The organism is Flagellimonas flava (assembly GCF_050617915.1).
Lineage (GTDB): Bacteria > Bacteroidota > Bacteroidia > Flavobacteriales > Flavobacteriaceae > Flagellimonas > Flagellimonas flava_A.
Genome location: NZ_JBODQE010000002.1, coordinates 277,862 through 292,228 on the forward strand (window position 1 = coordinate 277,862; position 14,367 = coordinate 292,228).

The 14,367-nt window shown below is 41.1% G+C and carries 15 protein-coding genes and 1 tRNA gene; 11 read left to right on the forward strand and 5 right to left on the reverse strand.

The features are described from left to right. The first annotated feature begins 24 nt into the window (after positions 1–24). From ACRHOZ_RS07035 to ACRHOZ_RS07055, 5 genes are all read left to right on the forward strand, one after another. Positions 25–588, forward strand: coding sequence for an AAA family ATPase (locus tag ACRHOZ_RS07035; RefSeq protein ID WP_431123886.1), 564 nt, complete (start codon positions 25–27; stop codon positions 586–588). Beyond that, a complete protein-coding gene (locus ACRHOZ_RS07040; protein WP_431123890.1) occupies positions 588–2,480 on the forward strand; it encodes a RecQ family ATP-dependent DNA helicase in 1,893 nt (630 codons plus the stop codon). The genes ACRHOZ_RS07035 and ACRHOZ_RS07040 overlap by 1 nt, the downstream gene beginning before the upstream one ends. Continuing rightward, the gene (gene fmt, locus ACRHOZ_RS07045; protein ID WP_431123893.1) at positions 2,458–3,423 is read left to right on the forward strand and encodes a methionyl-tRNA formyltransferase; all 966 of its coding nucleotides are present in this window, start codon (positions 2,458–2,460) and stop codon (positions 3,421–3,423) included. Before ACRHOZ_RS07040 ends, fmt begins: the two co-directional genes overlap by 23 nt. Before the next feature lie 176 nt (positions 3,424–3,599). Continuing rightward, positions 3,600–3,872: an HU family DNA-binding protein gene (locus ACRHOZ_RS07050; RefSeq protein WP_299381736.1), complete on the forward strand. Its 273-nt coding sequence runs from the start codon at positions 3,600–3,602 to the stop codon at positions 3,870–3,872. A gap of 125 nt (positions 3,873–3,997) precedes the next feature. Next, positions 3,998–4,558: a YqgE/AlgH family protein gene (locus ACRHOZ_RS07055; protein WP_431123896.1), complete on the forward strand. Its 561-nt coding sequence runs from the start codon at positions 3,998–4,000 to the stop codon at positions 4,556–4,558. A 1-nt stretch (position 4,559) separates the two neighbouring features. On the opposite strand, the gene ACRHOZ_RS07060 is transcribed toward ACRHOZ_RS07055, so the two are convergent. Together ACRHOZ_RS07060 and ACRHOZ_RS07065 are read right to left on the reverse strand one after the other, a co-directional pair. Beyond that, positions 4,560–5,405 (reverse strand): aminotransferase class IV, encoded by an 846-nt coding sequence (locus ACRHOZ_RS07060; protein WP_431123898.1) that lies wholly within the window; start codon positions 5,403–5,405, stop codon positions 4,560–4,562. 54 nt (positions 5,406–5,459) lie between these two features. Beyond that, positions 5,460–5,843 carry an START-like domain-containing protein gene (locus ACRHOZ_RS07065; protein ID WP_431123901.1) on the reverse strand — a complete coding sequence of 128 codons (384 nt, stop codon included), beginning with the start codon at positions 5,841–5,843 and terminating at the stop codon, positions 5,460–5,462. A gap of 138 nt (positions 5,844–5,981) precedes the next feature. Between ACRHOZ_RS07065 and ACRHOZ_RS07070 the strand changes: the two genes are divergently transcribed. The 6 genes from ACRHOZ_RS07070 to ACRHOZ_RS07095 all read left to right on the forward strand — a co-directional run bounded on the left by ACRHOZ_RS07070 (position 5,982) and on the right by ACRHOZ_RS07095 (position 10,449). Next, positions 5,982–6,055: transfer RNA gene (locus ACRHOZ_RS07070), tRNA-Met, on the forward strand. A gap of 751 nt (positions 6,056–6,806) precedes the next feature. After that, positions 6,807–7,112 carry a hypothetical protein gene (locus tag ACRHOZ_RS07075; RefSeq protein ID WP_431123904.1) on the forward strand — a complete coding sequence of 102 codons (306 nt, stop codon included), beginning with the start codon at positions 6,807–6,809 and terminating at the stop codon, positions 7,110–7,112. A 157-nt stretch (positions 7,113–7,269) separates the two neighbouring features. After that, positions 7,270–8,694, forward strand: coding sequence for a 30S ribosomal protein S6--L-glutamate ligase (gene rimK, locus ACRHOZ_RS07080; RefSeq protein WP_431123907.1), 1,425 nt, complete (start codon positions 7,270–7,272; stop codon positions 8,692–8,694). Next, on the forward strand, positions 8,695–9,063 hold the full coding sequence (locus ACRHOZ_RS07085) for a hypothetical protein (protein ID WP_431123910.1): 369 nt from the start codon (positions 8,695–8,697) through the stop codon (positions 9,061–9,063). It abuts the gene before it with no gap. A 24-nt stretch (positions 9,064–9,087) separates the two neighbouring features. Then, complete coding sequence (locus ACRHOZ_RS07090) at positions 9,088–9,675, forward strand: SET domain-containing protein (RefSeq protein ID WP_431123913.1); 588 nt, start codon at positions 9,088–9,090, stop codon at positions 9,673–9,675. A gap of 144 nt (positions 9,676–9,819) precedes the next feature. Continuing rightward, entirely contained in the window at positions 9,820–10,449 is a 630-nt protein-coding gene (locus ACRHOZ_RS07095) for a 2OG-Fe(II) oxygenase (protein WP_431123916.1), read from the forward strand. A 131-nt stretch (positions 10,450–10,580) separates the two neighbouring features. On the opposite strand, the gene ACRHOZ_RS07100 is transcribed toward ACRHOZ_RS07095, so the two are convergent. Genes ACRHOZ_RS07100 through ACRHOZ_RS07110 form a run of 3 tightly spaced genes read right to left on the reverse strand, consistent with a single transcriptional unit; the run spans position 10,581 to position 14,361 of the window. Then, a complete protein-coding gene (locus ACRHOZ_RS07100) occupies positions 10,581–11,726 on the reverse strand; it encodes a DUF819 family protein (RefSeq protein ID WP_431123919.1) in 1,146 nt (381 codons plus the stop codon). Next, on the reverse strand, positions 11,710–12,762 hold the full coding sequence (locus tag ACRHOZ_RS07105) for a succinylglutamate desuccinylase/aspartoacylase family protein (RefSeq protein WP_431123922.1): 1,053 nt from the start codon (positions 12,760–12,762) through the stop codon (positions 11,710–11,712). The genes ACRHOZ_RS07100 and ACRHOZ_RS07105 overlap by 17 nt, the downstream gene beginning before the upstream one ends. A 12-nt stretch (positions 12,763–12,774) precedes the next feature. Further along, a complete protein-coding gene (locus tag ACRHOZ_RS07110; protein ID WP_431123925.1) occupies positions 12,775–14,361 on the reverse strand; it encodes a gamma-glutamyltransferase family protein in 1,587 nt (528 codons plus the stop codon). Between the last annotated feature and the right edge of the window lie 6 nt (positions 14,362–14,367).

The following is a 14,367-nucleotide window of genomic DNA, read 5'->3' on the forward strand; positions in this document are numbered from 1 at the left end:
CTTTGTGTTGATAAAATTATCTGATTGAAGAACCATAAAGTTGTTATCACCGGAGCACCTGGCACCGGAAAAACGTCCATCATCAATGGCCTGGAAGACCAAGGTCATTACTGTTTTCATGAAATCATAAGGGATATGACCTCCAACGCCAAAATGGAAGGCGAACCCGATTCTTTTGTGTCCAACCCCTTGGTATTTGTGGACGATGCGTTGCAGTTCAACAAAGACTTACTTTATGGAAGAACCAAGCACTATATTGACTCTTTGGACATGAAAGTCCCCATTAGTTTTTTTGATCGTGGGATTCCAGATGTACTGGCCTACATGGACTTTTTTGACCAATCCTATGACAAGGAGTTCATAGATGCTTGCGAAAATCACCTCTACGATGCCATTTTTATAGTTCCGCCATGGAAGGAAATTTACGTTTCGGACAATGAGCGGTTGGAAACCTATGAGGAGGCTGAAAAAATCCACGATGCTTTAATGGATACCTACATAAGATTTGGGTATAACCCCATTCTGGTTCCAAAGGATCCCGTTAATGCCCGTGTTGATTTTATCTTGGACAACTTGAAATCCACTTAGTGCAAAAAGATGCGAAATCCGTTTTAAGGGAATATTGGGGGCACGAAGATTTTAGGGGTTCCCAAAGCCAAATCATTGAGAGCGTTCTGGCCAAAAAAGATGTACTGGCTTTGATGCCCACGGGAGGTGGCAAGTCCATCTGCTATCAGGTGCCCGCTTTGGCCATGGAAGGTATTTGCATTGTGGTGTCCCCTTTGGTCGCCCTTATTCAAGATCAAGTACAGCAACTCAGACAAAAAAATATCAAAGCCATTGCGCTAACAGGGGGAATCCCTTTTTCCGAACTCAATGACCTTTTGGACAATTGTGTTTATGGCAATTACAAGTTCCTTTATCTCTCCCCTGAACGATTGCAGCAATCCACGGTTCAAGAGCGGATTCGGGAAATGAACGTGAATCTTGTCGCTATTGATGAATCGCATTGTATATCACAATGGGGCAACGATTTTAGACCTGCCTATTTGGAATGTGCCGTTTTAAAGGATTTGACCCCCGAAACGCCAACAATTGCCTTAACGGCAACCGCAACCCCAAAAGTGGTGCAGGATATCTTGGAGAACCTACAATTGGAAAAGCCCCAAGTGTTCAAGGACTCTTTCTCCCGCTCCAACATTAGCTTTAGGGTAAAGCATACGGAAGACAAGAACTATCAACTTAAAAAGATTCTGACCCAATTTAGAGGGAGCTCCATTGTGTATGTGCGTTCGCGGAAAATGACCGTTTCCTTATCCGAATTCCTGAATAAAAATGGAGTAAAATCTACCTTTTTCCACGGAGGTATCTCCAAAGCTGATAAGGAAGAGAAGCTTCAGCAATGGCTCAAAGGAAATGTGAGCTGCATTGTGGCTACCAATGCCTTTGGAATGGGCGTGGACAAACCCGATGTACGATGGGTGATCCATTACCAAATCCCGGATAGTTTGGAAAGTTATTTTCAAGAGGCAGGAAGAGCTGGACGGGATGGGAATCCTTCATCGGCTTTAATCATAACTTCCCAGGAGGATGCCGACCGTGCAAAGCAACAATTTTTATCTTCCTTACCCGATGTGGGTTTTGTAAAACAACTTTACGTTCAACTCAACAATTTCTTTCAGATTTCCTACGGGGAATCGGTGTTGGATTCCTTGAGCTTCAAATTCAACACCTTTTGTAAGCGTTATGGATTCCCACCCAATATGGCTTATCATGCCCTGCGTATTTTGGATCAAAATTCAGTGATTTCCCTATCTGAGAATTTTACGGAAAAGACCACTTTGAAATTTGTGGCCTCCCGAAACGGAATTTTCCAATATTTACAAGACAATTCAAAAGTTGCCCATATTATTCAAACCGTGCTGCGTACCTACGGCGGAATTACAGAGCATGAAACTAAGATAAATCTTCACTTGCTCTCCAAAAAAGTAGGGGAAGGTGAAAAAACCATCAAAAAGGTATTGAAGCAATTGCAGGCCGATGGTGTTGCCGAATACCAGAGCTCCAACAACGATTTGGAAATCCAGTTTTTGGTGCCCCGGGAAGATGACAGAACGATTAATCCCTTCGCAAAAAAAATCAAGGATTTTAATTCAGTTAAACAGAAAAACATGGCCGCCATGTTGGACTATGTCCAAAATACAAGGGTTTGCAGAAGTGTTTTCATCCTAAATTATTTTGGGGAAAAGACCAGCGAAAAGTGTGGTACTTGCGATATTTGTACCCAAAAAGATACCGTTCCTTCCGAAGAATTAAAGAAAAGTATTTTTAAAATCCTCGTGACCGCACCACAAACATCCAGACAATTGGAACAGGTATTGGGCATTGAAGAAAAACTGATTTTAAAGGCCCTACAGGAGCTTCTGGAAGACGAACGGATTGGGTTGAATGCAAGAAATGAGTACGAAATTGAAAAATAACAGATTGCGAATTGTGTTTATGGGCACCCCTGACTTTGCCGTGGGTAGCCTAAAAGCTTTGTTGGAAGCCAATTTTAATGTGGCTGGAGTCATTACCGCTCCAGATAGGCCAGCAGGAAGGGGTCGGAAAATCCAGGAATCCGCTGTGAAACAATATGCAAAAGCGCACCATATTAAGGTGCTGCAGCCTACCAACCTAAAAAGTGAAGCGTTCTTGAAAGAACTAAAGGAACTTCAAGCCAACCTGCAGGTTGTTGTGGCCTTTAGAATGTTACCCGAAGTAGTTTGGCGCATGCCGCATCATGGAACCTTTAACCTTCATGCCTCACTCCTGCCCCAATATAGAGGGGCTGCGCCGATTAACTGGGCCATTATCAACGGGGAGACAGAAACTGGAGTGACCACCTTCTTTATTGACGATAAAATTGATACGGGAAGCATCATTCTCCAAAAAACGGCACCGATTTATCCAGAAGATGATGCCGGAGCTTTACACGACCGATTAATGGATTTGGGTGCAGGGTTGGTTGTGGAAACCTGTAAACAAATTGAAGATGGAACGGTCACCAGCATTCCCCAAAAAGAAGCCACGGATATTAAGACCGCGCATAAAATCCATAGAAACACCTGTCAAATCAACTGGGATCATTCCCTTCAGGATATTCACAATCATATTCGTGGACTTAGTCCTTACCCCGCTGCTTGGTGCTATTTGATGAACCAAGGCAAGGAAGACCCCATCAAAATCTTCAAGACGCGTATGGAGGTCGTAAATCATGACCATCCAACCGGAAAGTTGATCTTGGAAAAACGGACGTTAAAAGTGGCAGCATCAGGAGGTTATCTCCATCTTTTGGAAGTACAACTTCCTGGAAAAAGGAGGATGAAAATCGATGAAGTGCTTAATGGTCTAAATCTGGATGAAAATGCCCACCTTCGCTGAACCCTTGTTAACACTAGGCTCACAAAAGTCCCAATTTTAATTCGACTTTATCAACAAACGTTTCAAGTTATCAACAAAAAGCCCACTTTCCCTTGGTTTTACTTGCGTTTGAGGCAAATCCATATAAATTTGTTCAGCATTAAAATTATTTTAACAACAATTAATTTAATTCCATTATGAACAAAACAGAATTAATCGATGCTATGGCAGCCGATGCTGGCATCACTAAGGCAGCAGCCAAAAAAGCATTGGAATCTTTCTTGGGGAACGTAGAGGGATCACTTAAAAAAGGAAACAGAGTTTCTTTGGTAGGTTTCGGGTCTTGGTCTGTATCCAAGAGAAATGCAAGAGAAGGTAGAAATCCGCAAACTGGACAAACTATCCAAATTGCAGCAAAGAACGTTGTAAAGTTCAAAGCTGGAGCAGAATTGAGCAGCTCTGTAAACTAATTAGATAGGTTATACAATATAACGAAGCACTTCCCCACGGAAGTGCTTTTTTGTTTTAAGTCCCTATCCCAGGTTTTTGTAATTAACGGATATTATGTTACATTTAATTATGAGAACCTAGTAAAATGGTAAGCTTAAAGCCCATAAAAGGAAGGTTGCTGGTTGCTGAACCAGCTCTTACAGGAGATGTCTCCTTTAACCGATCTGTGGTGCTCTTGGCGGAACACAATCAAGAAGGTTCTGTGGGTTTTATCTTGAACAAACCCTTGGATTATAGTATCTGCGACCTTATTTCTGAAATCACCATTCCTTTTAAGGTATTCAATGGCGGGCCTGTGGAACAGGACAACCTTTATTTTATACACAAGGTGCCCCATTTGATTGATGATAGCATTGAAATCTCTGATGGTATTTTCTGGGGAGGGAACTTTGAAAAGACCGTAGAGCTCATCAATAACAAAACTATAGGGGAACAAGACATTCGATTCTTTCTGGGGTATTCCGGTTGGGGTTCCCATCAATTAGATCATGAGTTGGATTCCAAATCATGGGTGGTGGTCCAGAACGAATATGAAAGTAGTATCCTGGAGAAATCCTCCAATGCCTTTTGGAAGGAAAAAATGGTGGAATTGGGCGGTGATTATCTCCTCTGGTCCAATTCTCCCGAAAATCCCTCTTTAAATTAGGTTATCCCAGCCTTGCCTTGGTATTTAATTTTCCCAAAAGTGATTTTGCGATAGCATTTCCGTATTCTTTTTTGCGGTATTTGCCTATGGAAACTATTCCCTGGATGCTATTGGTAAGGAACAATTCATCCGCTTTTTGAAGTTCAAAGGGCGATATGGAATCCTCTATCAATTCCATTCCTTCCGTGGCAGCGATGATTTCATTGAGTTTCTTTCGGATAATGCCATCCAAGCAGCCATCACTCAAAGGCGGGGTTTTAACGGTATTGCCCTGTACCAAGAAAAGATTGCCATTAACGACCTCAACCACCTGTTTGTCGCCATTGATTAGAAGACAATTGTGGTATCCATTTTCCTGGGCAAAGACGCTGGCCACCACATTTAATATTTTATTGGTGGTCTTTAGGTTGGAAAGCATATCCTTGTTCACATAATAATCCTTGAACAATTCAACTTCATAGGGCCCATCGTTGATCAAATAGAATGGCGACTCCATGGGCGACACTTCAATTAAATAAGACACGTCATGGGTTTCAGGGCTATACAATCCACCATCATTTCTAAAAACGGTGAGTCGTACCCTGGCAGGGCTATCTTCCAAGCCATTTTTTTCCACGGTGCGTTTGATCTCCCCCTCAAGAAACTCCAAGGTAAACTCCATGGGAATTTCCATACGAAGTATTCGCATGGAGGACATTAGTCTGAAGTAATGGTCCTCCCAAAAAAAGATGGTTCCGTTTACGCAACGTACAGTTTCAAAAAGGGCATCCCCAAACTTAAGACCGCGATTGGAATGTGTAAGGATATTGGAATCCTTGGAAAGTAAAGCACCGTTGAAATTGACCATAAAAAAGTCCCGATTAAAATCGGGACCAAATATACGTTTTAGCAAGGAATACTGCTACTTGGAACCGAGTACTTGTTTTAAATCCGAAACTTGGTTTTCCCATAGCATTCTGGCTTCGTCCACTTCGTCTTCCTCGGCAAAATCTGTAATAAACAGGGAAACATCTTTGGTGATTTCATCTACGATGATGCGCATCTCAAAATAGCTGTCATCATCATTTTCTTCCCAAGTAAATTTCACAAACTCATCGCTTTTTCTTTTGAGCATTTTGGCATTCTCTTCGGCGCCATCCCAAATAAAAGTGAACCGTTCGCTACGGGAATTAACATTGTCGGCATACCATTCTGATAGTCCGGAAGGGGTGGATATATATTGGTAAAGCAACTGCGGTGAAGCCTGTATTACAAACTCAATTTCAAATTTGACCTTATCACTCATTCTAGTGTTCTATTTTTCCTTTTCAAGATTGATGTATAATTTGGGAAGATATAAAAATAAATATCAAATAATAAATTAAAATGAATTTTGATTCAGCGAAAATTAAACTTTATATTTGCACCCGCAAAACCGCAAAATGGCGAGGTAGCTCAGGTGGTTAGAGCGCAGGATTCATAACCCTGAGGTCGGGAGTTCAAGTCTCCCTCTCGCTACAATAAAAATAAGGCTTTCAAGAAATTGATAGCCTTTTTATTTTATTAGTACAACAGGTTTTGATTGATTGCTTATTTTCTTCTTATCCCTCTGTATTTTATTGATTTTCAAAAGGCAATAATCCATTCTTAAGCACGAGGATAGAACCTTATATTAGCATGAACAAATACATTTCATTTTGAAAAAGAACTAACCATAGTTTTCGGTTAGCCTCACTTCTGTTAGAAATTCAACCCATTAGATAAAGCAATTTGCATTCAACCATCTAGACTATTTTTTTGGGCCTTGATTTATAAGTCTTGCCTTTTGGGGAACATCGCAGTCTTATCCAACGTAAAAAAATAATATCTATAGCAAGAAAGAGATTGGATTAATTTTTTGATTAAGTTTACTATTAGTAAATGAGTCCGCTTAATTGGACGCATTGCCTCTCATTTTGAAAACTTGTTTCAAATTCGGGCTTATGGGGATAAGGAAATCTACCCAAAAAGCCGCCCTAGGGATAGGGCACCGAATAATAGGGCTGATTTCCGAAATGTATTCTTCTTACCATAGTTTGTATTTACAAAAGTTTGTTTCTGCTCCGAATGGCATTTTCGCATTCCGTGTTTAAATTTGGATTGTCTATCAATTCTTGGCCATTTTCATACATGTGAAATACAATTTAAAATTCAACCACTTCTCATAAGATGGTCAAAAAAATCAAGAACAAAAATTCAAAAGCAGAAAAAAACATTTAAACATAAAACCATGAAAGCATTGATTATCATTTTTATTGCATTGACAGCTACTATAAAATCACCTTCAGCCCAGGAAATCATCATTGAGGCAACCTATGTTGGCTCCGAAGAAGGGATTTACATGTTTGTTGACGATGATGAGTTGGAGTATGAATTCTCGGATATTGATGTAAGGGCAGCTGAAAGATATGATTTGGACTCCGATGAGTACGTTGGAAAGAAATTTAAGATAGGCTACGAAACGGATACCGAAATTGATGAGAATGACGAAGAATATCGAGTTTATTATATCGTTGATCTGGAGTTGATCAATTGATGTAAAACATGATTTGAAGTTCATTGTGGCCCATACAACCAAATTTAATAGGGATTGACATTTTATCGGTGAGGTTGGGGCCACATTTCTCTCATGGGGGCAAATAGAAAATAAACCAAATAAGATATTCCCGTAAGGGAGAATAAAGAGGCGAAAATTGACTGAATTAAGTGTTTTGGGAAGTGAGGAATGGTGCCAATTGGATGATTTGGGAATTCCGGCGGTTAAGGTGAGAGTGGATTCAGGGGCCAAGACCTCGTCCATTCAGGCCAATAAAATAAAAATTTTCAACAAGGACTTGGAAGAATGGGTCAGATTTGAGGTTAACCCGATACAGGATAATCGAAGCATATCCATATTATGTCAGGCCAAACTCATTGATGTCCGTTCGGTGAAAAGTTCAGTTGGCATTTCCGAAGAAAGGCCGGTAATCAAGACTAAGGTCAAAATTGGTGGCGACACGTTTGAAATTGAGGTTACGTTGGCGAATAGGGATTCTATGGAGTATCGCATGATTCTGGGAAGGGAAGCCCTGAATGGACGGTATCTAGTCGATTCATCAAGAGGGTTTTGCCAGGGCGAACTGTCCTCAGAGGAAATAAAAGAACTATATCAACCTTTTGGAAAGGAGAAAAATGGATTGACCCTCGGGTTATTGGCCAGTAATCCAAATTTGTACAGCAATAAGAGGATTATAGAAGCCGGTGAGGCACGTGGACATGAGGTGGTATTTTTAAATGTGGAGAACGCTTATATGAAATTGGACGCCGGTTCACCTGAGATCAGGTACAGGGGCGGTAACATTTTGGACAAGTTTGATGCTGTGATTCCCCGAATAAAGCCAAGCGTTACCTTTTATGGATGCGCACTTTTGCGTCAATTTGATAACCTAGGAGTCTATTGTTTGAACTCATCCGATGCGATCAGCAAATCCAGGGACAAACTATATGCTTCCCAGCTATTTTCTAAAAATGACATACAGATTCCAATAACGGGCTTTGCCAAATCCCCCATGGATACAAAAGACTTGATCCGCATGGTAAATGGGGCACCGCTCATTATAAAATTGCTGGAGAGCACCAAAGGTATGGGAGTAGTTTTGGCCGAGACCAACAAAGCGGCCGAAAGTGTCATCAATGCGTTCAAAAGTGTACAGACCAATATTTTGGTACAAGAGTTCATAAAAGAGGCCAATGGGCAAGATATAAGATGTCTTGTGGTCAATGGCAAGGTTGTAGCCTCCATGCAGCGACAGGCCCAAAAAGGTGAGTTTAGGGCCAATATTCATCAGGGAGGGAAGGCCTCCCTTATAAAGATTACATCTGAGGAACGAAAATTGGCGATAAAATCCGCTAAAATGTTGAATTTGGACGTTGCGGGAGTGGATATTATTAGATCTAACAGAGGACCGCTTTTACTTGAGGTGAACTCTTCCCCAGGACTGGAAGGTATTGAAAATGCCACCGGTTTGGATATAGCCAATGTGATAATCGAGACCATTGAGCGTAAACTGAATTATGCCTCAAGTAATAACAAAAATAAACTTCAAAGAAAGTATGTAGAATCTCAAAAATCTGCTTAAATGAGCTGGAATGCATCAGAGGATTATTCCAATTTTCAGCGTGAGATCAAAAGTTGGAAATCCACGTTAAAGCACTTGGACAATGAGTTGGTGTTTCTTGAAAGGCAATTGAGCCAAACCGACTCCGCAGCTGTCAGTGTGATATTGGCGATGAAGAAAAGAACAAAAAGTTTAAAGAATTCATTGCACAATCTCGGGTTGGAAATTATCTCTTATGGGCATTTGTTGGAGGGTAGTCCCAATGGCAGTCCGATGGTTCCAAGAGAATTGAATGAAGAACACCATATGGTTTTGCGAAAAAAAATTGAGGAATTCCAAAAAAGCTTCAAATTCCACAAGACCAGGGTCTTACGTTTTACTGGGAGATAATGTACTAATTGAAATTTGATCTAAATGATACATCCAGATACTGAGGTAAAATTCATTAACTCTGAAGTAGGCTATGGATTGGTGGCCCGAGCATTCATTCCAATGGGTACCATTACATGGGTTTTGGATGAATTTGACCAAATTTTTTCGCGGGCAACTTTTAATTCCCTGGAAATGAAATACAAGGGAATTCTCGACACCTATGCGTTTAGGGACCATCGCGGAAATTATGTCCTATGTTGGGATAATGCAAGATATGTCAATCACAGTTTTAAAGCCAATTGCTTGAGTACGGCATATGATTTTGAACTGGCAATAAGGGATATTTATCCAGGGGAAGAGTTGACGGATGACTACGGATACCTGAACATAAATGAACCATTCCGTGGGCGTGACGAAGGTACCAAACGAAAAATTGTATACCCTGATGATGTTTTAAAATATCATAAAGTTTGGGACAAGAAACTGGTTAGGGCATTCAAGAAAGTTTCCAAAGTTGACCAACCACTTCGAGCCATAATACCCCCGGCAAAATGGTTGGAAATAAACCAAATCGAAAAAGGGGAGAAAGAGATGGATTCCATTTTGAATTGTTATTTCAACGAGGGTTGAACCGCTGGCCAGTAGTTTAATTTTGGAGGGATTCAATGCATTTGCCCTAATCCGCGTATTCAAATAGATGAACAGACATGCTGAACTTAAGTTTAAGTTGCCAATTATTTAAGAATGATTGTTAGATAAATATCAATTTAAGAATTGAACAAGTATCATGATTTGCAGGATTGGCTCTCCTGGATGGATGAGCTTTCCGGTAATGATTTTGTAATCATTGATAATTTCCTGGATCAAGAATTATTCAAGACGATTAGATCCTTCTTCCTAGACCACTTAAATACTTTTAGAAAAGCCGGAGTAGGAGCATTGCATAATAATATGGTGCGTCAGGACATCCGTGGTGACCTTACGTATTGGCTCGACAGAAAACGTGACGATTGTCTACAAAATTTCTGGGAGTTGGTAGATGAGACCATTTATATATTTAACCGGTACTGCTTCCTAGGTTTATCAGGGTACGAATTTCATTTGGCCCATTATCCAAAAGGTGGCCATTATGACAAACATTTAGATCAATTCAACAATCGAAGTAATCGGACGATCTCAGTTGTCATCTATTTGAACAAGGGATGGCAAAAAGGAGATGGGGGTGAGTTGGAGCTTTTCCTTAAGGATGGCACATCATTAATAATTGAGCCAACAGGGGCAAAATGTGTGATGTTTAAAAGTGCAGAGATGCCGCATCGTGTCATTGCATCCAACAAACCTCGATTTAGCCTTACGGGATGGTTGCTGCAACAGCCTGCATCCCTTGGCCAGTTCTTGGGATAATCAAATACTTTGACTTACCATATTGGATAGGACTTGTTTATTAGGCTAAAATACATTCCTTTAAAAGTCCCATTCGTTGTCCCTTTTGGTATTTCCATTGACCCCATTTGACTCTCCCACCCTAGATGAGTTTAATTTTGGAACAGACTCTGCAATAAAAATATGGTTATCATCCCCCAGAACGTTCCTGTTGCCATGCTCAATACCGCGAGTAGAATGGCATGCGGCATCCACTTTTTTTCGTAGGCCGCCGTTACCGCGGGTGCGGTAGCAATTCCCCCAACATTGGCCATACTGGCAATAGGAACCCAAACCGCATTTATATTGAGGATTTTGGCCACAAAAAGCATAAAAAGGAAGTGGCTAACCAACCACACTATCAAAAACCAAAGCAGAGGTCCGTGGATTTGCACCAAATCAAACTTGAGTTTTAACCCTAATATGGCCATTACGGTTATGATTAAAATGGACCCAAATTTAAGTATGAAATTAAAAGGCCATTTTTTTATAAAGTTCCTGAGTATTAAACCCATACCGGACAATAAGATAATTTTGATTACCAAGCTATTTGTAAACATGTTAACTATAAGGACCAATAAGAGAAGTATAGGAACTACCGATACCGGGTGCAAAGTGTTTTTTTGGTCCATGTTCAATGATTCCGGCTTTTTGTTGTCGGATATGCGCAGTCTAGAATTCAACTGGTCGGTTCTTTTAATACCCTGAAACATAAGGATGGTCCAAACATTAACCAAGATATTGTCAAGAATCAGGATACTAAGAAAAATATTCTCTGGACATTCCACCAGTTCCTTTAATACCAATTGACTGGTACTTCCACCAATCCAGCCTCCTACCACAGGAGGTATGCCCTTCCAATAGTGTTGCTCTGCAAACAAACCCTGAACCAAGTCGCTATCAAAAGTAAGTCCAATATAAGCAACGGGGAATAGGGCTATCCAGAACGAACCAGCCACAAAAACGGCAATGGGTTTCCATCCCATAGCTTTCAATTGACTAATTGACAAACTGCTCATTACTGTGACTATGGCCAGTGGAATCATGTAATCCTTGCTTATTTCATGGATTACATGGCCCGAGAAATCAAAACCTCCAATTTTGGAAATCAAAGCTGGAATCACATAGGCGAAAAGTATGGCCGGAAACCAATCCAGAATGCTCTTAATATGCTTGTTCTCCCATTTATCTAGGAAAACAACCGCCAAGATGGTTGCGACACTGATCAACCATGGCAATAGTTCAGTTTCCAGATTCATCCAAAATTCCTAAGTGAATAATTCGACCTCCGTTCATGTTAATGGGATTGCTACTTTTCCCGATAACGATTCCATCTTCCGGACAATAATACTCATTGATGACTTCCCCAAAAGGGTTTCGTGTTATAGCAACAAGGTCTCCTTTGTCCAACTTTTGGTTTAAGGCCACCAAAACTTCCAGATAACCGCCTTCTTTCATATAAATCCAATACGACTTTTTGCAAAGTGTTGGCTTTGGAACGGTTAAAACTTCCTCATTCGTCATTTGTAGCCATGCCATGAGGTTTTGAATTCCTTTTTTTCCCCTTGATATCAACTCTGGTTGAAAAACTTGGGGATTCCCATATTCAATTGTAATTGTCGGAATTCCCTTTAACATGGCCTCGGCCCGCATGGTCCTGGTTGCAGCAATCTGTTCATTTGCACTGGGTCTGCCATTGCTGTTCAAAATAATATCCGCATCCTGGAGTCGTGCCATTTGGGCAATCTTTTCATCCTCCATGGCTGCCCTAACATACAGGGTGTTTACCCTACCAAAGCTCGCGGTGTGCATGTCCACCAAATAATCGATTTTGGAGAGTATTTTTTCTTTGATTTGCCAAACATATTGCTGTGACCTATTGCCTGTTTCCTTGCCTGGAAAATTCCGGTTCAGATCTTCTTGATCTATATACCTTCTTTGATGTTGCGTAATACTGATAGCATTGAGCCCTGGAATGGCGACTAGGGTTCCATTAAAGTTTCCAGGGTCTATATTGTCCACAACTTCCTGGATTACCCGTATTCCGTTAAGCTCATTTCCGTGTAGGGCGGCGGTTAAACAGAGTACCGGTCCATCTTTTTGTCCCTTGACCACAATTACAGGCACCTCTACCGGTCTTGACATGCCATTGTCGATTATTTTAAGCCAAAAATTCTGTTTGGTCTGAGGTGCAACTTTCTCTAGCTCCAACTCCGCTATGGATTCAATGGCAGTCTGTGTCCATGCAAGCCATGGGATAAACAGGAGAGCAAATAGTATATGAATGGTTCTCATTTGTCTATAATATTAATCTGTCTTTACAACGATGGAAAGGCCATCCCGCCTTGGGTCAGCTACCCCTATCCATTGGGACTTTTCCTTGGCAATGGCATGAATACCTCCGTAATACGAATTTAGCTGTTCATAAATAATGAGGCTTTCGTCCGGTACCCGAAACTCAAGATCATACTTTTGGACTAGTTGCCTATCTACATGTATTGTGTCCTCTTTTTCTTCAAGATAAGCCCTGTTCCGGTTTACATGAACCCTTGGTTTTTCAATAAGTTTGGCAATATCCTTCTCATGGATCCATTGGGAAGTCAACTGGGCCACAGAGGAGATTATACGACTGCTTCCAGGACTACCAATAACCAACGCGTTTTCCCCATTTTTTTGAACAATGGTAGGAGACATGGATGAATATGCCATTGCATTGGGCCGTAAAACAAAGGGATGCTCCGGATTACCAAAAACAAAATCGTCCATATAGGAATTATAAAGAAAACCTAAGCGTTCAGAAGCCGCTAGAGACCCAAAATAGGCATTAATACTGGATGTTACCGCTATTACAGTCCCTTCAGAATCCACTACTGAAAAATGGGTAGTTTCCCCAGAATTCGTCTTTATTTCCTCCGATGAATCCTCTGCCTCATTAGTAGACGCCAATAGTTTTTGAACGTAATCATCGGACAGTTTTTGGGCTACCTGGGTTTCGTAATCCACTAGATCCACAACGGGATTAAGTCTACGGTCATTTTGGCCCAGAAATAGTGCATCAATAATATCATCAGTGCTCGGTTGTTTACCTTGGGAATTGGCTTCCAATAATTTCATGATCAATAATGCCGTCCAGCCGCCGCATGGAGGTGGTTGGGAATATACTTGGTGACCTTGATATGTTATGGCCAATGGTTCCAATTCTTGGGGGTCTGGAAAATACTGGAGATCTTCCAAGCTTAACCATCCCTGATTTTCCATCATATCAATAGCAATACTTTGGGCAATTTCCCCCTTGTAAAAATCATCGGCACCAAATTTGGCGATCCTTTTCAAAGTCTTTGCCAATATGGGCTGTCTAAGTATTTCACCAATCCTGGGCACTTGTTCATCTATCAAAAACAAGTGGGTATTATGGGGGCTTGCCTTAAGTTTTTCAGCATATTTTTGATACACCTTAGCTCTGAACGGTCCAATCTCAAATCCATTTTCTGCATAACCAATGGCTGGTTGGACAAGCTCTTCCCACTTAACCTTTCCACTTCCATAATGACGATACAGATAGTCCAGGACCTTAACCGTTGACGGTATGGTACTACGCCTATGGAAACTTAGGGTGTCCCCGCTTTCGGACACGGTCGCTTCAGGAGAATAAGTGGTGCCATTAATAGCGATGGGTTTTTGGTTTTTAGTAGAAAGTAGTACCTGAGAACCCCCGCCCAAACCTGACATAGCCGGTTCCGTAACCGCTAGGGTAAAAGATACCGCTATGGCAGCGTCAACTGCGTTGCCACCCTTTTTCAAGATGACCTCTCCCGCTCGTGATGCTTCCGGAGAGGCTGATGAAACGACTCCCAAAAAATTCTTATTGTCATCTTCACATCCTATAAATGTCATAGCCAT